This is a genomic window from Streptomyces sp. NPDC028722 (genome assembly GCF_040637655.1).
GTDB lineage: Bacteria > Actinomycetota > Actinomycetes > Streptomycetales > Streptomycetaceae > Streptomyces.
This window is the reverse complement of record NZ_JBEZWU010000025.1, coordinates 78,490-97,069: the sequence shown is the minus strand read 5'-3', so window position 1 is coordinate 97,069 and position 18,580 is coordinate 78,490. Positions and strand designations below refer to the sequence as shown.

At 71.9% G+C, this 18,580-nt stretch carries 19 protein-coding genes and 2 pseudogenes; 15 read left to right on the top strand and 6 right to left on the bottom strand.

The features are described 5' to 3' along the window. The first annotated feature begins 66 nt into the window (after positions 1–66). Positions 67–1,286, top strand: a pseudogene (locus AB0F03_RS30065) (sensor histidine kinase). Further along, a complete protein-coding gene (locus tag AB0F03_RS30060; protein WP_361997489.1) occupies positions 1,283–1,921 on the top strand; it encodes a response regulator transcription factor in 639 nt (212 codons plus the stop codon). The pseudogene AB0F03_RS30065 and the gene AB0F03_RS30060 overlap by 4 nt, the downstream one beginning before the upstream one ends. A gap of 106 nt (positions 1,922–2,027) precedes the next feature. Here the strand turns inward: AB0F03_RS30060 and AB0F03_RS30055 are convergent, their stop codons facing one another. Further along, complete coding sequence (locus AB0F03_RS30055; RefSeq protein ID WP_361997487.1) at positions 2,028–2,918, bottom strand: helix-turn-helix transcriptional regulator; 891 nt, start codon at positions 2,916–2,918, stop codon at positions 2,028–2,030. Positions 2,919–3,175: 257 nt separating this feature from the next. Between AB0F03_RS30055 and AB0F03_RS30050 the strand changes: the two genes are divergently transcribed. The 5 genes and pseudogenes from AB0F03_RS30050 to AB0F03_RS30030 all read left to right on the top strand — a co-directional run bounded on the left by AB0F03_RS30050 (position 3,176) and on the right by AB0F03_RS30030 (position 7,679). Next, a complete protein-coding gene (locus tag AB0F03_RS30050; RefSeq protein ID WP_361997485.1) occupies positions 3,176–4,192 on the top strand; it encodes a zinc-dependent alcohol dehydrogenase family protein in 1,017 nt (338 codons plus the stop codon). A 29-nt stretch (positions 4,193–4,221) separates the two neighbouring features. Continuing rightward, positions 4,222–4,842 (top strand): annotated as a pseudogene (locus AB0F03_RS30045) (SDR family NAD(P)-dependent oxidoreductase); the annotation flags it as partial. Positions 4,843–4,867: 25 nt separating this feature from the next. Further along, a complete protein-coding gene (locus AB0F03_RS30040) occupies positions 4,868–5,221 on the top strand; it encodes a cyclophilin-like fold protein (protein WP_361997483.1) in 354 nt (117 codons plus the stop codon). A 34-nt stretch (positions 5,222–5,255) separates the two neighbouring features. Then, positions 5,256–6,023, top strand: coding sequence for a glucose 1-dehydrogenase (locus AB0F03_RS30035; RefSeq protein WP_361997481.1), 768 nt, complete (start codon positions 5,256–5,258; stop codon positions 6,021–6,023). Between the two features lie 345 nt (positions 6,024–6,368). After that, positions 6,369–7,679: an MFS transporter gene (locus AB0F03_RS30030; protein ID WP_361997535.1), complete on the top strand. Its 1,311-nt coding sequence runs from the start codon at positions 6,369–6,371 to the stop codon at positions 7,677–7,679. 82 nt (positions 7,680–7,761) lie between these two features. On the opposite strand, the gene AB0F03_RS30025 is transcribed toward AB0F03_RS30030, so the two are convergent. After that, positions 7,762–8,628 carry a helix-turn-helix transcriptional regulator gene (locus AB0F03_RS30025; RefSeq protein ID WP_361997479.1) on the bottom strand — a complete coding sequence of 289 codons (867 nt, stop codon included), beginning with the start codon at positions 8,626–8,628 and terminating at the stop codon, positions 7,762–7,764. Between the two features lie 113 nt (positions 8,629–8,741). Here AB0F03_RS30025 and AB0F03_RS30020 point away from each other — a divergent pair, with 113 nt between their 5' ends. Beyond that, positions 8,742–9,440, top strand: coding sequence for an SDR family NAD(P)-dependent oxidoreductase (locus tag AB0F03_RS30020; RefSeq protein WP_361997477.1), 699 nt, complete (start codon positions 8,742–8,744; stop codon positions 9,438–9,440). Between the two features lie 184 nt (positions 9,441–9,624). Here AB0F03_RS30020 and AB0F03_RS30015 read toward each other — a convergent pair whose 3' ends face one another. Beyond that, positions 9,625–10,590 carry an alpha/beta fold hydrolase gene (locus AB0F03_RS30015; protein WP_361997475.1) on the bottom strand — a complete coding sequence of 322 codons (966 nt, stop codon included), beginning with the start codon at positions 10,588–10,590 and terminating at the stop codon, positions 9,625–9,627. Positions 10,591–10,755: 165 nt separating this feature from the next. Between AB0F03_RS30015 and AB0F03_RS30010 the strand changes: the two genes are divergently transcribed. Then, positions 10,756–11,349: a TetR/AcrR family transcriptional regulator gene (locus AB0F03_RS30010; RefSeq protein WP_361997473.1), complete on the top strand. Its 594-nt coding sequence runs from the start codon at positions 10,756–10,758 to the stop codon at positions 11,347–11,349. Between the two features lie 443 nt (positions 11,350–11,792). Here the strand turns inward: AB0F03_RS30010 and AB0F03_RS30005 are convergent, their stop codons facing one another. Next, on the bottom strand, positions 11,793–12,842 hold the full coding sequence (locus tag AB0F03_RS30005) for a transcriptional regulator (RefSeq protein WP_361997471.1): 1,050 nt from the start codon (positions 12,840–12,842) through the stop codon (positions 11,793–11,795). Between the two features lie 88 nt (positions 12,843–12,930). On the opposite strand from AB0F03_RS30005, the gene AB0F03_RS30000 reads away from it, so the two are divergent. The 5 genes from AB0F03_RS30000 to AB0F03_RS29980 all read left to right on the top strand — a co-directional run bounded on the left by AB0F03_RS30000 (position 12,931) and on the right by AB0F03_RS29980 (position 15,920). Next, positions 12,931–13,338 carry a VOC family protein gene (locus AB0F03_RS30000; RefSeq protein WP_361997469.1) on the top strand — a complete coding sequence of 136 codons (408 nt, stop codon included), beginning with the start codon at positions 12,931–12,933 and terminating at the stop codon, positions 13,336–13,338. 80 nt (positions 13,339–13,418) lie between these two features. Beyond that, positions 13,419–14,201, top strand: a complete 783-nt coding sequence (locus AB0F03_RS29995) for an MEDS domain-containing protein (RefSeq protein WP_361997467.1) — start codon at positions 13,419–13,421, stop codon at positions 14,199–14,201. Next, positions 14,198–15,163, top strand: a complete 966-nt coding sequence (locus AB0F03_RS29990; RefSeq protein WP_361997465.1) for a sensor histidine kinase — start codon at positions 14,198–14,200, stop codon at positions 15,161–15,163. Before AB0F03_RS29995 ends, AB0F03_RS29990 begins: the two co-directional genes overlap by 4 nt. Positions 15,164–15,233: 70 nt before the next feature. Next, on the top strand, positions 15,234–15,416 hold the full coding sequence (locus AB0F03_RS29985) for a hypothetical protein (protein WP_356824488.1): 183 nt from the start codon (positions 15,234–15,236) through the stop codon (positions 15,414–15,416). Positions 15,417–15,476: 60 nt separating this feature from the next. Further along, positions 15,477–15,920 carry a glutaredoxin domain-containing protein gene (locus AB0F03_RS29980; RefSeq protein ID WP_361997463.1) on the top strand — a complete coding sequence of 148 codons (444 nt, stop codon included), beginning with the start codon at positions 15,477–15,479 and terminating at the stop codon, positions 15,918–15,920. Positions 15,921–15,985: 65 nt separating this feature from the next. Here AB0F03_RS29980 and AB0F03_RS29975 read toward each other — a convergent pair whose 3' ends face one another. After that, complete coding sequence (locus AB0F03_RS29975) at positions 15,986–16,618, bottom strand: AAA family ATPase (RefSeq protein ID WP_361997461.1); 633 nt, start codon at positions 16,616–16,618, stop codon at positions 15,986–15,988. Between the two features lie 43 nt (positions 16,619–16,661). Further along, entirely contained in the window at positions 16,662–17,768 is a 1,107-nt protein-coding gene (locus tag AB0F03_RS29970; RefSeq protein ID WP_361997459.1) for a hypothetical protein, read from the bottom strand. A 319-nt stretch (positions 17,769–18,087) separates the two neighbouring features. Between AB0F03_RS29970 and AB0F03_RS29965 the strand changes: the two genes are divergently transcribed. Beyond that, on the top strand, positions 18,088–18,240 hold the full coding sequence (locus tag AB0F03_RS29965; RefSeq protein WP_361997457.1) for a hypothetical protein: 153 nt from the start codon (positions 18,088–18,090) through the stop codon (positions 18,238–18,240). Positions 18,241–18,580: the final 340 nt, after the last annotated feature.

Here is an 18,580-nt window from a genome sequence, read left to right as displayed (position 1 = left end):
CGGCACACGGGTTCTAACTTTCGATGGAGGCCCCCGGGCGCCGGCCTCCGTAACCTGGGACGCACTGTGAACTCCGCCGCCCCTGCCCTGACCCCGACCACCCGGGCCCTGGCCTGGTGCCTGCACCTGCTGGTCATCGGCCTGCTCGTCCTGGCCGCCGGCCGGGCCGTGACCGACGGCCGGCCGCACGCCGGACCGATCGTCGCCGCGGCGGCGGTGTGCGGTCTGGTGTACGCCACCGGGCCGCTCCTGCCCCACCTCCGTCTCTCCCGGCGGGCCGGGGCCTGGTGGCTGGCCGCCGTGGGCGCCGCGTGGCTGGTGCTGCTGGCCCTGTCCCCCGACGCGGTATGGGTGGCGTTCCCGCTGTACTTCCTCCAGCTCCACCTGCTGCCGCGCCGATCCGGGCTCGCCGCTGTGGCCGCCACCGCGGCGGCGGCCATCGCCGGCTTCGCCGCCCACCAGCACTCCTTCGGCCCGGCCATGGCGATCGGCCCCGCGCTCGGCGCGGCTGTCGCCGTCGCGGTGGTGCGGGGATACGAGGCCCTGTACCGGGAGAGCGAACAGCGCCGGCAGCTGATCGAGGAGCTCACCGCCACCCGGGCCGATCTGGCCCGGGCCCAGCACACCGCCGGTGTGCTCGCCGAACGCGAGCGTCTGGCCCGCGAGATCCACGACACTCTCGCCCAGGGCCTCTCCAGCATCCAGCTGCTGCTGCGGGCCGCCGAACGCGCCCTGCCCGGCCGGCCCGACACCGCCTCCCTCCACGTCGACGCGGCCCGCCAGGCCGCCGTGGACAGCCTCGCCGAGGCCCGCCGCTTCGTCGCCGCCCTCACTCCGCCCACCCTGGAAGGCACCACCCTGGCCGACGCCCTGGAACGCCTGTGCACCACCACCGGCACCCGCCACCGCCTCACCGCCCGCTTCCGCCTCACCGGTGACCCCACCGTGCTGCCGACCGCCCACGAGGTCGCCCTGCTGCGCGTCACCCAGTCCGCCCTCGCGAACACGGTCCGCCACGCCAGGCCACCGCCGCCGAGGTCACTCTCAGCTACCTCGCTGACCGCGTCACCCTCGACGTCGTCGACGACGGGCACGGCTTCGATCCCGACCAGCTGCCCGCCCCCGACCCCGAGGGCGGCGGTTTCGGCCTGGCGGCCATGCGCGCCCGCATAGGTGTCCTCGGCGGCACCCTGGCCATCGACTCCGCGCCCGGCCACGGCACTGCGCTGGCCGCCCGGCTCCCCCGCACCCCGCCCACCCGGACCGAGACCGGGGCCCGCACATGACCGACGACGCACCCGTGCGCCTCCTCCTGGCCGACGACCACCCCGTCGTGCGCGCCGGGCTGCGCGCCGTACTGGAGACCGAACCCGGCCTCGTCGTCATGGCCGAAGCGGCCACCGCCGAGGCCGCCGTCACGCGGGCCGCCGAAGGGGACATCGACGTCGTACTGATGGACCTCCAGTTCGGCAGGGGCATGGGCGGCGCCGAAGCGACCGCCCGGATCACCGCCCGTCCGGGCGCACCCCGCGTGCTGATCGTCACCACCTACGACTCCGACGCCGACACCCTGCCCGCCATCGAGGCGGGCGCCACCGGCTACCTCCTCAAGGACGCCTCACCCGAGGACCTGGCCGCCGCCGTCCGCACCGCCGCCGCGGGACGTACCACGCTGGCGCCCACCGTCGCGGACCGGCTGATGAACCGGCTGCGCACGCCGAGGACCGCCCTGACCCGGCGCGAGACCGAAGTCCTCGCCCTGGTCGCCGACGGCCTGTCCAACCAGGCCGTCGGCGAACGGCTCCACCTGACGGAAGGGACCGTCAAGTCCCACTTGGCCCGCGTCTACGTCAAGCTCGGCGTCGACTCGCGCACCGCCGCCGTCGCCACTGCCATCGGCCTCGGCCTCATCCGCCGCTGACCGGGCGCGCGGACAGCGAGGTGCCCGGCCGTACGAAGGGCGCGGACCGGGAGGTCGTGGACGGGTGAGGCGGGACTCCGCTGGGGCGTCCTGAACAGGGGGGCGGTCAGCCGGTCGTCGCCCCGTGGGAGGGGACGCCGGCTTCCCGGGTGGCGGCCCAGGAAGCGAGCAGGCGCAGTCCCTCCTCGGAGGGGGAGCCTGGTTCGGCGGTGTAGACGGTGAGGGTGAGTCCGGGTTCGGCGGCCATCTCCAGGCCTTCGTAGGCGAGGGTGAGGTCTCCGACGGCCCGGTGGTGGAAGCGTTTGGTGCCGGTGCCGTGATGGCGGACGTCGTGGGCGCCCCAGCGGGTGCGGAAGGCGTCGCTGCGGGTGGACAGCTCGCCAACGAGGTCGTGCAGGTCCTTGTCGTGGGGATCGCGGCCGGCCTCGGTGCGCAGGATGGCGACGACGATGTCAGCCGCCTGCTCCCAGTCCGGGTAGAAGCGGTGCGAGGCGGGATCGAGGAAGTTGAACCGGGCGAGGTTGGCCTGGTGCCCGGGGACGGCGTGGACGTCGGCGTAGAAGGCGCGGGCGAGCTGGTTGGCTGCGAGGATGTCCATACGGCCGTTGCGGACGAAGGCGGGCCCGGCGGTGATGGCGTCCAGCGTCCATTGCAGGCTCCGGTGCGGGACCCACTGCCGGGCGGCGCGGCGGCGGGGCCGGGTCAGGGCGTCGGAACCGTCGGCTGCTTGCGCGAGACGGAGGAGATGGGCGCGTTCGGCGTCGTCGAGCCGGAGGGCGCGCGCGACGGCTTCCAGGACGGCCGGTGAGACGCCGGCGAGGTTGCCGCGTTCGAGTTTGGCGTAGTACTCCACGCTCATGTCGGCGAGTGCGGCGACCTCACTGCGGCGCAGGCCGGGGACGCGCCGCCTGCTGCCGGACGGCAGCCCGGCCTGGTCGGGGGTGATCTTCGCGCGCCGCGAGGTGAGGAACTCGCGGACCTCTTCACGGTTGTCCACGACATCGACCGTACGTCCCGCGCGCGGCCGGAGGGATGTACTGCCGGTACACCCCTCGACGGTGACTCCCTGCGTGCGCGAGATGCGGGTTACCTGGATGACGTGGCGCCTTCCGCCCCGCCGGGGAGACCGGCGGGCGGTGGAGGCCGCACCCCGCGCACGGACAGCGAAATCCCGTCCGTGCCGGTCCCGTACCCGCACTACTTGCCTGCCGGTGTCCCCGGTACCGCACGTCACGACACGCAAAGGAGCCCCACGTGCGCGGAGCAGTGATCCACGCCCCAGGCGACGTCCGTTTCGAGACGCTGGACGACCCGAAGATCCTTCAGCCGACCGACGCCGTCATCCGTACGGCCGTCACCTGTGTGTGCGGCTCGGACCTGTGGCCCTGGCGCGGCCTGGAGCCGATCGGTGACCCGCACCCGATGGGCCACGAGTACGTCGGTGTCGTGGAGGAGGTGGGAGCCGAGGTCACTGCGGTCAGGCCGGGCCAGTTCGTCGTCGGCTCCTTCGCCACCTCCGACAACACCTGCGCGAACTGCCGCAACGGCTTCCAGTCCAACTGCGTGCACCGCGAGTTCATGAGCACCTGCCAGGCCGACCGCTTGCGCATCCCCCATGCCCAGGGCACCCTGGTCGCCACCGACGGGCACCCGGCCGAGGAGCTGTGGCCGAGCCTGCTGGCCGTCTCCGACGTCATGGGGACCGGCTGGTGGGCGGCCGACGCCGCCGAGGTCCAGCCCGGCTCGACGGCTGTCGTGGTGGGCGACGGCGCCGTCGGCCTGTGCGCGGTGATCGCGGCGAAGGAGAGGGGCGCGGAGCGGATCATCGCGATGAGCCGCCACGAGTCCCGGCAGAAGCTGGCCCGCGAGTTCGGCGCCACCGACATCGTCACCGAGCGCGGCGAGGACGGTGTCGCCCGCATCAAGGAGCTCACCGGCGGGATCGGCGCCGACGCGGTGCTGGAGTGCGTGGGCACCGCGCAGGCCATGCGGCAGGCCCTGCACTCGGCCCGTCCGGGCGGCAACGTCGGCTTCGTCGGCGTTCCCCACGAGGTCGCGATCGACGGACAGGAGCTGTTCTTCTCCCACGTCGGCCTGCGGGGCGGCCCCGCCCCCGTACGCCGCTATCTGCCCGACCTGATCGAACGGGTCCTGTCCGGCCGGATCGACCCGGGCAAGGTCTTCGACCTCACCCTGCCCCTGGACCGGGTCGCCGAGGGCTACCAGGCCATGGACGAGCGCCGCGCCATCAAGGCCCTCCTCAAGCCCTGACCCCGCACACGCCTCGTGAAGGACCCACTGTGACCACGTTCGCTCTCGTCGGCGCGGGCCCCGGCCTGGGGCTCGCCGCCGCCCACCGCTTCGGCGCGACCGGCCACGGCGTCGCGCTCCTCTCCCGCAGCGCCGGACACCTCGGCACCCTGACGGCGGAGCTGGGCCGCGACGGTGTCCGGGCCCGTGGCTACGCCGCCGACGTCCTTGACCCCGCCTCCCAGGTCACGGCCCTGCGTACGGCGGCCGACGAGCTGGGGCCGGTGGAGATCCTCCAGTACAGCCCCGTACCCCGCGCCGACTTCATGAAGCCGGTGCTCGACACCGCCCCGACCGACCTGGACGATCCGCTGACCTTCTCCGTCAAGGGCTCTGTCACCTGCGTGAACGCCGTTCTTCCCGGGATGCGGGCGCTGGGCCGCGGCACTGCGCTGTTCGTCAACGGCGGCAGCGCGGTGCGCCCGCATCCCGAGCGGGCCGGCACCTCGATCGCGTTCGCCGCCGAGAGCGCCTACGCGGCGATGCTGCACGACGCGCTCGCCCCGGAGAACATCCACGCCGCCCAGCTGATCATCCCTGGCGCGATCCACCCGGACGCCGAGCACTCCAGCCCCGCTGTCCTGGCCGAGCGCCTGTACGCCATCCACACCGAGCGCACCGCCCGAGAGGAGAGCCGTGACGACTATCCGCCTGACGATCGACGGTCAGAGCATCGACGCCACCCTGAACGACAGCGCCGCGGCGCGCGACCTGGCCGCTCTGCTCCCGCTCACGCTGGAGCTGGAGGACTTCCACCGCACCGAGCGGATCGGCGACCCGCCGCGCGAGCTGGACACCTCCGGCGCCCCGGACGCGGTCACACCGAAGGCCGGTGACCTTGCCTACTACGCGCCCTGGGGCAACCTCGCCTTCTTCTACCGGGACGGCGAGCACTCCCCCGGCCTGGTCATCCTCGGCCGCCTCACCGACAGCCGCGGCATCGACCGCCTCGCCACGGCCGACCGGGTCCGCATCCGAGCCGCCTCCTGACCCACCCAGCCATCGCCCAGGAAGAAGAACGAGCGTGAACGTCACCTACGACTTCCACGGCAACACCGCGTTCATCACCGGCGCCTCCTCCGGCATGGGCCTGGCGACCGCCCGCGCCTTCGCCGAGGCAGGCGCCGCCGTCGCCCTCGCCGACATCCACGAAGCAGCCGTGAACCAGGCCGCCGAGCAGCTCACCGACGCAGGCCACGAGGCCCTCGCCCTGGTCTGCGACGTCACCGACGAGGCCCAGGTGGCCGCCGCCGTGGACCGTACGGTGGAGACCTTCGGCCGTCTCGACATGGCCTACAACAACGCCGGCATCCAGATCCCGCCCGCCGACGCCGCCGAGGAACCGGCCGCACAGTTCGACCGGGTCAACGCCGTCAACCTGCGCGGCATCTGGGCCGGCATGAAACACGAGCTGCGTCACATGCGCGCCCAGGGCAGCGGCGCCATCGTCAACTGCTCCTCTCTCGGCGGACTCGTCGGCATCCCCGGCCGCGCCTCGTACCACGCCTCCAAGCACGGCGTGATCGGCCTGACCGGCAGCGCCGCTCTCGAGTACGCCCCGCGCGGCATCCGCATCAACGCCGTCTGCCCCGGCACGATCGACACGCCCATGGTCAGCGACATGATCAATAAGGGTGAACTCGATCGCGCCGAGGCGGAAGCGGGCCAGCCCATCGGCCGCCTGGGCACCGCCGAGGAGATCGCCCAGGCCGTCCTGTGGCTGTGCAGCCCCGGCGCCGGCTTCGTCATCGGCGTGGCCCTCCCCGTCGACGGCGGCTACGTCGCCCGGTAGGGGGAAGGGGCCATGCGTGCACGGGCGTTGACCCGCCTCGGGACACCACACCGGCTGACGACCGGGCGTCACCTACCGCTGTGGGAGCGGCGGCCGTGGCCGCATCGCTCGTCTTTCCCGCCTGGCCGCCGGAGGTTAGTGTTCGGGTTCGGTGGAATGACCCACGAGGGGCTGGGACATGGTCGGTCGTCGGAGCGCGCGTTGACGTCGTAGGTCGTGCTCGACCTGTCATCGCGTGCCGCCCTTGATGTCGCGGCACAGCGAGCCTTCCCCCTGCCTGAGCCGTCGGTACGCCTGTTGTGCGCCGAGGGACGGGCCTCGCTGTCGGCAAGCCAAGGGATCGTCGTGTCGTCCGCTTCCTCCGCTGTATCCGATTCTGATCGACCTGCCCCTTCCAGTCTGTGGCGGGACGGCGACTTCCGTAAGCTCTGGGTGGGTCAGACGTCCTCCCAACTCGGCGAGCAGGCAAGTCTGCTGGTGTTGCCGCTCTTCGCCGTCCTGACACTCAACGCCGGTGCCGGCCGGTTGGGCGTCCTCCGCGCGGTGGGGCAGGCGCCGATCCTGTTGCTCTCGCTCTTCGGCGGTGCGTGGGTGGACAGGTGGCGGACCCGCACGGTGATGGTGCTGACCGACGTCGGCCGGGCCCTCACACTGGGCGCCGCCGCCGTGGCCGGCCTCGTCCATCGGCTCGGCCTGCCCGCGCTGTTCGTGGTCGCCTTCGCCGTCGGGGCCCTGTCCGTATTTTTCGACGTGGCGTATCAGGCGTCTCTCGTGCGGCTGGTCGACCGCGACCAGTTGGTGCGGGGAAACAGCGCGCTCGAAGGCAGCCGGTCCGCGGCACAGATCGGCGGTCCGGCCCTCGGCGGTGCGTTGGTGTCCCTGCTGTCGGCGCCGGCCGCTGCCGCCTCCAGCGCGCTGTTCTTCGCGCTGTCGTTCCTGTCGATCCGACGGATCCGTCGCCGCGAATCGGTCCCGGAGCGCTCGGAAGGTTCCCCTCACCTAGGACGGCGGATTCACGAGGGCATCCGCTTTGTCGTCAGCGACACCTCGCTGCGGACTGTGTGCCTCGCCTCGGCCGCCTTCCAGTTCTCCTTCGCGGCCGTGATGACCGTCTATCTGCTCTTCCTGCCGCGGGATCTGCATCTGTCGGGCACCGCCGTCGGGCTGACGCTTGCGGCGGTGGGGCCGGGCGCGCTTCTGGGATCGGTGCTGGCCGCCCGCCTGCCGAGCCGATTCGGCCACGGGGCGGTGCTCGTGTGCGCGGCGTCGCTCGGCGACGGCGCGTTCCTGTGTGTGCCCGCGCTGCACGGCTCGTCCACGGTGACGGTTCCCGCGCTCCTTGTGATCAGTTTCGTGTTCGGAGCCGGCAGCCAGTTGGTGACTGTCACCGTCATGGCCGTTCGGCAGGCGGTCACTCCGCACGGGATGCAAGGCCGTGCGGCCGCCACGATCACGTTCGCCGGCATGGGCCTGACCCCGCTCGGTTCCCTGTTCGGCGGACTTCTCGCGGACGAGTGGGGGTTGCGCACCAGCCTCCTGGTGACGGCCGCGGGAATGATGCTGTCCCCCGCGCTGATGGCTCTGTCCCCTCTCGCACGCCTGGGACGAGCGCTTCCGGAACTCGCAGGACGCGCCGCCGAGCCAGGGTCTCCCTGATCACCACCGGACCGACATCCATGGCACCGGTGCCGCCGGAGGTTGCGCGCACGCAGCCGGTCGAAGCGATGCGCGGGTGGGATCAGTCACGGCTGGTAGCCGGTGGGCCGGTGACAGCGGTGAGCTGGAGCTTGGTCTCGTCCTCGCTGCCGGGCACGGCGGTCATGATGACGATCTTGAGCTCGGAGTCGCCGTCGGCCAGCACGTCGCAGTCCACCGTGACAGGGCCCACCGACGGGTGGTCTATCGTCTTGTGGTCCTCGCGGTGCGCGGCCACCCCTCCAGTCGCCCATAGCTCGGCGAACCTCTTGTTACCCGCGTTCAGTTCACGGATCAGCGTGGCCAAGCGGTTGTCCTGGGGGAAGCGGCCGGTGGCGCGGCGCAGGTCGGAGACGACGGCGGCGTCGGTGGCATCGCGATCCGCCTCGGTCACCGGCCACAGCGCCAGGCGGGCGGGGCCGGTGTCCACCGGGAACCTGTCACGGGCGAAGTTGCGCAGTCGCGGCGGCGAGGCGGAGGGGTCGCCCAGCAGGGCGGCCCACCCACGGTTCCACCAGACCAGTTGCCAGTCCGCCGCGAACACGGCGACCGCCACGTCCCCGAGGCGGGCGAGCACCCGCTGCATGCCGGGCGGAAGATGGTCCGAGATCGCGCCGCCCGCCGGCGGAACGAGCTGGGCCAGCCGGTACAGGTGGTCCCGCTCGGCGGTGGACAGCTGGAGGGCGCGCGCCAGGGACGCCACCACCGACGCCGAGGGAGTCGTGGACCGACCCTGCTCCAGGCGCACGACGTAGTCGACCGACACCCCGGCCAGGTCAGCCAGTTCCTCACGCCGCAGTCCGGCCGCCCGGCGCCCGCAGGCCACCGGCAGCCCGGCGGCCGACGGGGGCAGCCGCTCCCGCCACGTGCGGATCATCGCGCCCAGTCCGGTTCCGGGTGTCGTCGGCATGCTCTCATCCTCCTGCATCCCCGGGCGTGCGGACGGGCGCAAGGGTGGTACTGGTCTTCCTACCGCCGAAGCGTCCCTGGTCCGCTTCCCTCGCGGAGGCGAGCATCGAACGCATGACCATCACTTTCATCACCGGAGCCAACAAGGGCCTCGGCCGCGAGACCGCCCGCCGCCTGATCCGCTGTGGCCACACCGTGCTCGTCGGGGCTCGCAACCGCGAGCAGGGCGAGGAGGCCGCCGCCGCGCTCGGCGCACGCCACGTCCCCATCGACGTGACCGACGACGCGTCCGTGGCCGCCGCGGCCGCGAACGTCGCCGCACACGAAGGCAGGATCGACGTCCTGATCAACAACGCCGGAGTCCACGGCCCCATCGGCGATCCCGGCGACCTCACCGCCGCCGACGCCCTCGCCGTCCTCGACGTCAACGTCATCGGCGTCGTCCGCACCACCACCGCGTTCTTGCCGCTGCTGCGCCGATCGGACGACCCCGTGATCGTCAACGTGAGCAGCGGCATGGGCTCCCTCGCCCTCACCCACGACCCCGGCCGGCCCGAGTCGCACGTCATCGCGCCCCTGTACACCTCCTCGAAGGCGGCGCTGACGATGTTGACCACGCAGTACGCAAAAGGGCTCAAGGGCATCCGCGTCAACGCCGCCGACCCCGGCTACACCGCGACCGACCTCAACGGTCACAGCGGCCCCCAGACCGTCACCGAGGGCACGGACGCGATCGTCGCCCTCGCCACCGAGAAGCCCGGCTCCGGCACCGGACGCTTCCTCTCCCGCCATGGCGAGATCGCCTGGTCCTGAACCCGGCCGCGCCGGCCTCAGCCATTCCAGGAGACGAGGACACCACAGGTCGGGTCCTGATCAGTCTGCGAGGTTCGCCCGTGTGGCGGGCCTGGACCCGTAGGCCTTCTTGCGTGACGCGAGTGCGACGGGGTTTGCACTGTGCCCGCCCGGGCCGCGCGGCCGCGACCGTGGCCGTGGGGGCTTACTTGCCTTCGACTCGTCCTACCGAGTCGGGTCCGGTCGTCAGTGCCTCGCACGCGGCCTGCCACTCGGAGGTGCCGGGGTGGAACTGGGTGTGGAGGTAGGCCGCGGTGAGGCGGGCGAGGGCGGCGACTCGCTCGGGATTCTCGTCGGTGGTCTCGGCGGCGTCGTATCCCGCGATCCCGCCGAGTCCGTGCTCCGCGTCGAACAGGGTGAGCAGGGTCTTGGGTCCGGGGGCGAGGGTGTAGGGGTCGGCGTGCCAGTCGGGTCCCCTGTCCGTGAAGTGCCGGGAGTCGTCCTTGTCGCCGGCGACGACCAGCGCGGGTGCGGTCATGGTGGAGAAGTCGACGGCGCCGATGATCGGCCACTGTTCCGCCATGGGCCCGTTGAAGGCGTCACCCCCTCCGCCGGGCGCGGCGAGGAGCACGCCGGCCTTGATCCGGGGCTCGGCGAGGTGCAGCACGTTCCCGGTGTCGGGGTCCTTGAGCCCGGCGCCCAGCAGGAGGGTGGCGGTGAAGCCGCCGAGCGAGTGTCCGGCGACGGCGACCTTGGTGGGGTCGAGCCGCCCCGCGAGCTGCGGCACGGTGCGCTCGATCACGTCGAGCCGGTCGAGGATGTGGGTCATGTCCTCGGCGCGGGAGCGCGAGAAGTCGGGTGCGCCGGGTGCGTCGGCGACCAGGTGGCTCAGTGTCCTGGAGGTGAGGTGGGTGGGCTGGATGACGGCGAATCCGTGAGCGGCCCACGAGTCGGCGAGCGGTGCGTAGCCGTTGAGCGAGGAGAGGTTGTTCGAGGGGCCGTGACCGTGGGAGAGGAGGATGACGGGCAGGCGGGTTCCGGTCGCGGGTACGGAGACGCGTACGTGGAGGTCCACGGGACGGCCGGGAACGGAGAGGACCACGGGGCTGAAGGAGAGGACCGGGACGGGTGTGCCCGGGACGTCGGTGCTGGTGGCAGAGGGTGTGCTCACGATGCGGATTCCCTTTCGGTGGCACCCGCCGTCCGCCGGTCTCGCGACCGGCGAAGGGCAGGGCAGGCAGGAGCGACCCGCTTCGGCTAACCTGAACCGGAGCGTCGCTCCATTTAGTATCCGGAGCGTCGCTCCGTTTTGTCAATCGGTGTGGAGGAGTGCGCGATGGCCACCGACAGCCCCACAGGTGAGTCGCCGTCCCGAGGCAAGCGGGCCGACGCCCAGCGCAACCGGCAGACGGTGCTCGCTGCCGCCGCCGAGGTGTTCGTCACCTCCGGCGTCGACGCCCCCATCCGCCAGATCGCGGCCAGGGCGGGCGTCGGGATGGCCACGATCTACCGTCACTTCCCGACCCGGGCGGACCTCGTCACAGCCGTCTACCGCCATCAGATCGAGGCCTGCGTCGAGGCCGGCCCGAACCTGCTGGCCAGTGCCGACTCCCCGCTCGACGCACTGCGCCAGTGGATCGACCTCTTCGTCGACTTCCTCGTCACCAAGCACGGGCTCGCCGATGCCCTGCAATCCGACAACGACCGCTTCGCCGCGCTGCACGCCTACTTCCTCGACCGTCTGCTGCCCGTCTGCGACCAACTGCTCGACGCCGCGGTCGAGTCGGGCGACATCAGGCCCGGTACGCAGCCGTACGAGCTGATGCGCGGCATCGGCAACCTCTGCGTCGGACGCGACGACGACCCCCGCTACGACCCCCGACGCCTGATCGCCCTCCTCCTCCAGGGACTCCAGCGCGGTGATCGATGACCACACCCTCGGGCCGGCCGGTGGACCCGAGGTGAAGATGACGCACGTGAGGTGCTCTGGCGCGGGCTGGTGGGAAGCAGCGCGGCACTCTCGGCGCTCGACCTCGTGGTCGGCGAGGTGATCAGTAGGCCTGCGCGATGCCCGTGAACCGCAGGTCCAGCCGGTCGTCGTCGATCTTCGGGAGCTCCGCTCGGCCGTGGCCCGGTAGGCGCCCTCGTTCCCGCCGAGCCGGACCAGGATCCGGCCACTGCTTCCGTCCGCAGCGCGGAGCGAGGCCGGTCGGCCCGCGCTCCGGCAGGAGTCCGCCGAAAGCACGCCGTCGAAGCCGCAGTTCCGGGCGCCCAGCCCGCTCGCGGCGGCCGTGACCGCGGGGTCGTCCAGGGCGCCCTGCCGCCCCGCCCGGAAAACAGTGACCCCGTAGGAGTGCAACCGCGGGCCGGACGTCAGACCCCAGGCGGTCTCCGGCGTGCCGAGTCCGCGAGCCGCGCGGCGAATGCGCTGACGAGCCCGCGGAGTTCGTCCGGGCGCTCGATGACGAACGGACGGTCGAGCGAGGCGAGTACCGCAGGCAGCCAGTCGAGCCGCTCCACACGCATGTCGACGCGGGACCAGCGCTCGGTCCCCGCGACCGGACCGGCCTCGGAGCCCGCAACCGGGCCGCCCTCGGACCCCGGATCCGGACCACCCCCGGACGGCAGCTCCTCCACGATCGCGACACCCGCGGGAAGCCGGGCCCGGACGTGCTCGGCCGTCCCTTCGACCCGCACCGTCACCTCGTGCCGGTGAGGAGCGGTGGCGAGCCCGGACAGGACGCGCTCCGCCGGATCCCACCCCGCGGGCGGGTCGAACGTGCCGGGCAGGGTCCTCGCCCCGGCGATGCGATCCAGCCGGAACGTACGTTCCGCGTCCGTCGCACGATCCTCACCGGTCACGTACCACCGGCCCGAGTGAGCGACGAGTCCGTACGGGTGCACCGTGCGCTCGCTGCGCCGGCCGTCGGCGGCGATGTACCGGATCGAAACCGGCCGGTGATGACGCACCGCGTCGGCGATCGAGAGCAGGATGCCGGTCTCCGGGGCCGGCGACCTGCCGGACGGAGCCGTGAAGGTGAGAGAGCCGAGTACGGCGTCGAGTCGGCGGCCGAGCCGTTCCGGCAGGACCCGTCGGATCTTGGCCGCCGCCGTCTCGCTAGCCGTGCCCGTGGCGGTCATCAGACCGGCCCGCTGGCCGGCGACGAGGCCGAGCAGTACGGCGAGGGCTTCGTCGTCGCTCAGCATGAGCGGAGGCACGCGATAGCCGGAGGCGAGCCGGTAGCCGCCGTGGCGGCCGCGCACCGACTCGACGGGGACGTCGAGGTCGAGGAGGTGATCGGCGTACCGCCGCACCGTGCGCTCGTCGACGCCGAGCCGGGCGGCGAGTTCGGCCGTGGTCCGCAGGCCGCCCGACTGCAAGAGCTCCAGCAGGGCCAGCACGCGCGCGGTGGGTCGGGACATACCGAGAAGTCTCCCGCGGATACCGGGCGGATTCTGTCCGATATCCGCTCTAGCGTGTGATCACAAGCACCGAGCGCTGGAGAGACCCGTGAACTTCGTTTCGATCCGCATCATCACGGGCGACGTCGCCCGCCTCGTCGACTTCTACGAGCGCGCCATCGGAGTGGCGGCGGACTGGTCCACCGAGGATTTCGCCGAGCTCAGGACCGCCTCGGCGACCCTCGCCGTCGCGGGCGTACGCACCGTGCCCCTGTTCGCGCCGGGCGCCGCCCGGCCGGCCGACAACCACAGCGTCATCATCGAGTTCCTCGTCGACGACGTGGACCGCGTGCACCAGAACCTGACCGGGTCCGTGGAGGACTTCGTCCAGGCGCCCACCACGATGCCCTGGGGCAACCGCTCGCTCCTCCTGCGGGACCCTGACGGCAACCTGGTCAACTTCTTCACCCCTGTCACCCCGGCCGCCGTCGCTAGGTTCGCCCGTCATCCGGAGTGAGGGGCTGATGTCGACCGTGACGAGTCGGCGGCGGGCTGCGTCGTGCGTGCCAGTAGGGTGAGAGTCTGAGGGGAGGAGCGGTGAGAGCGGCGCGCACTTTGACGAGACTCGACGAGGTCGGCACTGGCGACCACGTCTGCCAGTTGCTGGGTCCGGCGGACGATGTCATGGACCGCAGCCGGGCCTTCGTCGCGGACGGGGCCCTGTTCGGCGACAAGGTGGTGATCGTCGGTCCGGCCGCGGAGGCGACCAGCGAGTTCGCCCCCAGGGTGCTCGATCCGGCCCGGCTGGAGGGCTCCCTCCTGGCCGCGGTGCGCCGCGAGGCCGTCAGTGCCGGGCGGGAGGGGTTCCGCTCGCTTCGGGTGCTCCGCCATGTGACCCCGGACGGCTCGCCCGCGCAGTCGGAAGAGCTTCTGCGATGTGAGCTGGACCTGGAGGAGTTCGCCGCCGACAGCGGCGCTCTGGTGGTGTGCGCCTACAGCAGTGCCGAGTGGGGCGCGTCTACACTGGAGAAAGTCAGCTGCGTGCACCCCCACCATCTGGGCAGCCGTCCGGCATCACCCGCATTCCAGGTGTACCGGACGGGAAAGGACGGCTGGACGGTGAACGGGGTTATCGACGCCGAAGGCGCCCCGGCCTTCGCCGCCATCCTGCGAACGCTGCTCGCCCGGACGGCGACAGTGCGCCTGCTCTGTCAGGCCCTGGACTTCTTGGACGCCGCGGGGATGAGCGCCCTGGCCGATGCGGCCGCGCATCTGCCGGACCGCAAGGTCGTCCTGGAAGGAACGAACGAGACCGTGCGGCTGGCCTGGGAACTCTCCGGGTTCGCCGCGCCCGTAGTCCCGGTGGTGATGACGCCGTGACCTCCTCCTCTTCCCGCCCCGCCTCCACGGCTTCCGGTTCCGGGACCGGTTACCGGCACGAGCTGTACCCGTACCGCGGAAGGGACGAGTTCGTCGAGGGCACCATGGGCTTCATCCGGGAAGCACTCGATGAAGGCGAGGCCGTCGTCGTGGCCGTCCCGCACGACAAGGCGTCCCTGCTGCGTGCCGAGATCCCCGACGACGGGGCGGTGCGCTACGTCGACACCACCCCCACGGCGCACCATCCGGGGCGGCTCATCGGAGCCTGGCAGGAGTGGATCGAGGAGTACGTCTCCCAGGGGCGCCCGGTGCGCGGCATCGGCGAATCCCCCTGGGAGGAGGCCCGCAGCCAGGCCGAGGTGGAGGAACTGCGCTATCACGAGTGGCTGCTCAACAAGGCCTTCGCGCACAGCCCCGCCTGGTGGCTGCTGTGTCCCTACGACACCGCCGGCGAGCGGGCCACGCTGGAGAGCATGACCCGCTGCCACCCCGAGATCCGCGCGGACGGCCGCACCACCTCGTGCCCGGACTACAGCCCGCATGCCGCGTTCGACTTCGCCGCGCTGACCGGCCCCTGCGACCCGTACGAGGAATTCTCCTACGTCCCCGGCAGCCTTCCCGCGCTGCGGGAGAAGATCACGGCCTGCGCCGAACGCCTCGGGCTGAGCGGCCGGCGGCTGCGCGAACTCCATCTGGCCGCTACAGAGGTCGCCACGAACAGCATCCGGCACGGTGGAGGCGAGGGCGTGCTGCGCACCTGGAGCGAGGAGCGCCGGCTGATCTGCGAGTTCCGCGATGCCGGGTACATCGAGGACCCCCTCGCCGGACGCTCCAGGCCCACCGGCACGCAGCTCGGCGGACGCGGTCTGTGGCTCGTACACCAGCTGTGCGACCTCGTCGAGATACGCTCCACCCCGCAGACCGGCACCACGATCCGCCTCCACACGGAACTGCCCGGCTGACCGTCGCACACAGGTGTTGCACGTCGTCGCCGACGGGGCACTCGGCTCCCAGAGACGAGGGGAGCCCGATATGGCTGACGACGACTTCTACACACGTGATCGCCCGGACAATCCGCAGTACGTGGAGGACCGCCCGAGGGGCGGGGGCCCCGAGGACACCCACCGGAGGAATCACCGCGGCGGCAAGTCCGTGTGGATGGTGATCCTGCTGATAGCCGTGGTGGTTGTACTCCTCGCCCTTTTCATGCCCTGAGCCGTCCGGTACGTGACCTGGTTCGAGGAGTGTCGCGTCCTCGCGCTAGCCTGCCTCACCATGACGCGAGCCTGGTTCTTACCGGTACTGCTGCTGCTCTGCGGAACAGTCGTTGCGGCTGGACTGGCCTCCAGCGGGAGCCCCGGCGCAGCCGCATCGGCCCTGCTGCTGTTCGTGCTGTTCGCAGGCGTGAACTCGCCTCTGGTCTTCCCCAGATCGATGGGTGCGCCGGAGGCACAACGCCGCAGCACGGTCGACGGCCGGCCGATCGTCTTCTGGCGGCCGGGGTGCACGTACTGCCTGCGGCTGCGCATCCGGCTGGGCCGTAACGCCCACCAGTTGCACTGGGTCGACATCTGGCGGGACCCGGCCGGAGCGGCTGCGGTGAGAGCGGTCAACGACGGCAACGAGACCGTGCCGACCGTCATGGTCGCGGGCCGGCCGCACGTCAACCCGGACCCCGCATGGGTACGCGACCAACTGTCCTCATCGCGCGACCGGTGAGCGCGGTGCCGTAGCGGAGAGGACAGCAGTCCCGGCCCGTGCTCAGCCCGGCGGCCGACGTGCGCTCAGTCGAAACGAATGTGCTTGATCCCTGTCCAGGCCCGCCGCGCGTGCCCCCGTAATGCTCCCTCCCGGTTCGGGGCGAGCGCCAGACCGGCGGTCGCGGCGACGTGCTCGGCAACCTGGGGCACAGTGAGGTGGTCGGTCCATACCTGCTCCGCGAACTCCTCCGCACGCAGACGCTCCAAGCACAGGTCGAGCTTCGACACGGCGAAGCTCTCCCGGCGCAAGGGGGCGTTCTTCCCCGCGATCAGCTGGGCAGCGTGCCCGAAGCCGCGCCGGCGCAGCCGTCGCAGCACCGTCTCGCGCCCGGCCAGCAGTGCGAAGTGCCGCACGTCGTGACCGCGCTCACGCAGCCGGCCGACGGTCTCCAGGAAGTACGCCGGCTCGACCACCGTCATCGGCACGATCACCGTCCCGTGGTGTCTGCTCAGGACGTGGTCCAGTACTTCGAACACCCCCTGCCGCCAGGCCGCGAGGTCCTGGAAGTCTCCACGCAAGGACGGGGGCGTCATCCGGTGCAGTCCGAAGCCGATGTGTTCGGGATCGCAGACGACGCTGTCCGCGAGCCGACGTCGGAGTTCGTAGGCGGTCTGTGTCTTGCCGCCACCGAACGGGCCGTTGATCCACACGAGCATGCACCGCACCTTACGGGGAGTCGGCCTCGCGGGTGCGCGCCTCTCAGATGGCGTACGGCCAGACGGTGAGCATGTACGCGCCGTACCAGCAACCGAACAGCGCACCGCCGGTCACCGCGATCGCGACCGTGGCGGTGCGGACCCGGGCGAGGGCACGGGCGAGCGGGATGAGGAAGAGCACGGCGGGGAGCATCAGACGCAGCTTGGAGTGGTAGAAACTGGTCTGCCCGAGCGTCAGGATCAGGATGGCGGAGCCGTGGACGAGGAGGGGCGGCCAGGTGTTCCGGCGCCAGGTGACGGCGGTGGCGTCGACGAGGGCCAGCAGGAGGATCGCGGTGCTGACGGGCACCCACCCCTCGCCGTGGGCCAGTGTCTCGCCGAGGAAACGCAGGAAGGACCTGCCACTGTCCCAACGGGTGCCCCAGCCGGCCTGCTCGATGCTGAACCAGGCATCCGGCCGGCCCGCCCGCCGGCCCACCCACCAGAGGTAGCCGGGCGTGCCCGTGCAGGCGAGCGCGACGGCCGCGAGGGGGCGCCAGGCGGGACGGCGTGTCCTGGCCAGGGACAGGGCGACGGCCAAGGCGAGGGCCGCCACGACCGCCACGCCGGCCGGCCGCGTCAGGCCGGCCAGCATGGCCGCGGCACCGGCGGTGAGCCAGGCCTCCCGTCGGACGGCCAGCAGGGTGGCGGCGGACAGCGCGAGGAACAGTGACTCGCTGTAGGCCATGACGAAGACGAGCGCCATGGGTTGCGCCGCGGCGAGCAGTACGACCGCGATGAGTGCCGTACGCCGTCCGTGGAGCCGGGTCAGCAGCAGGTCCACGGTGATCAGCGCGGCGGCGAAGGCCAGGTTGGCGGTGACGATCGCGGCCGTACCGTAGTCGAGGCGGGTCACCGTGTGGACGGCACGGATCAGTAACGGGAACAGCGGGAAGAACGCGAGGTCGTTGCCGGTGAGCCGGCCCGAGGGCGCATGGGTGAAACCGTCCGGATAGCCGTGTGCGGCGATCTCCGTGTACAGCCGCCCGTCCCAGGCGAGCAGGCGGTCGCGGAGGCCGGGCCCGTCCGGCGGGCTCATGACAGCCAGGACGACGAGGTGCAGGAGCGTGCTCGCGCCGTAGATCGCGAGCGCGGGCCATGCCTGGCGCACGGACCGATGAGGACGCGCACCTACCCGCTCCTTCGGCAGCGGCTCGCCGATCGACGGTGCCGCGCTCCGGAACGAGCGACGTCTCACCTCGCTTCTCACCGCCTCGGGCCGTGGGACGGGTGTGGTCCGATACTGCGCCTGATCTACGCCCGCGGCGACTCAGATCACCGGCCGGTGGGCTGGTGGGAGCGGTGGGCGAGGCGTCGGGCCTCGTCGGGCCTGCCGGTTCGGCGGGTGCGCGGCCGGTCTCCGGAGTTGGCGTCCGGCCGCGGCGGTACGACCCTGGAAGCATGAACCTCGCCCGAAAGGCGGCCCGGCGATGAGCTGGCCGGGGCAGCTGAATCCTCAGGTGGCGCAGGTGATCGCGGCCTTCGCGGGCATCGGCCTGGTGTGCCTCTACGCGCTGCTGGTGATGCTGGTCCGCAAGCTCCACGGGAGGCCCGTCAGCGGCCTGCCGCGGAGAGACCGCTAGCGCGTCACGCCCTGGTCCACTCGTCCCTCGATCCCCCGGCCCCCTGCGTCCGGCCGGTCGGTGCATCCTGCCGGCACTCGGTGCCGGTGAGCCGTCCGGACCGGAAGAAAAGCGGATGCCCGGGGAGCCGGGACGCGTTACCTTCTGCGCTATGAACGTCACGGGCCGAAGCATCACCGCGACCGCGCGAGCGACCAGCTCGCCGGTTGCCGCCGCCTGACGTCCTTCCCACTCCCACCGGCGACCGGACACGGTCCGCCGGTGGTTCCCTGGCGTTTTCCGCCCGGTTCCGACGCCCGTGCGGACGTGCTGTCCGGTGCCTCCCCCGCCGCACACGCGA

What these genes read in the sequence shown, in the direction of transcription:
- AB0F03_RS30060 (WP_361997489.1), top strand. Translation starts at nt 1,283, where the DNA reads ATGACCGACGACGCACCCGTGCGCCTCCTCCTGGCCGACGACCACCCC.
- AB0F03_RS30025 (WP_361997479.1), bottom strand. Translation starts at nt 8,628, where the DNA reads ATGCCGACGACACCCGGAACCGGACTGGGCGCGATGATCCGCACGTGG.
- AB0F03_RS30020 (WP_361997477.1), top strand. Translation starts at nt 8,742, where the DNA reads ATGACCATCACTTTCATCACCGGAGCCAACAAGGGCCTCGGCCGCGAG.
- AB0F03_RS30010 (WP_361997473.1), top strand. Translation starts at nt 10,756, where the DNA reads ATGGCCACCGACAGCCCCACAGGTGAGTCGCCGTCCCGAGGCAAGCGG.
- AB0F03_RS30005 (WP_361997471.1), bottom strand. Translation starts at nt 12,842, where the DNA reads ATGTCCCGACCCACCGCGCGCGTGCTGGCCCTGCTGGAGCTCTTGCAG.
- AB0F03_RS29985 (WP_356824488.1), top strand. Translation starts at nt 15,234, where the DNA reads ATGGCTGACGACGACTTCTACACACGTGATCGCCCGGACAATCCGCAG.
- AB0F03_RS29980 (WP_361997463.1), top strand. Translation starts at nt 15,477, where the DNA reads ATGACGCGAGCCTGGTTCTTACCGGTACTGCTGCTGCTCTGCGGAACA.
- AB0F03_RS29975 (WP_361997461.1), bottom strand. Translation starts at nt 16,618, where the DNA reads ATGCTCGTGTGGATCAACGGCCCGTTCGGTGGCGGCAAGACACAGACC.
- AB0F03_RS29965 (WP_361997457.1), top strand. Translation starts at nt 18,088, where the DNA reads ATGAGCTGGCCGGGGCAGCTGAATCCTCAGGTGGCGCAGGTGATCGCG.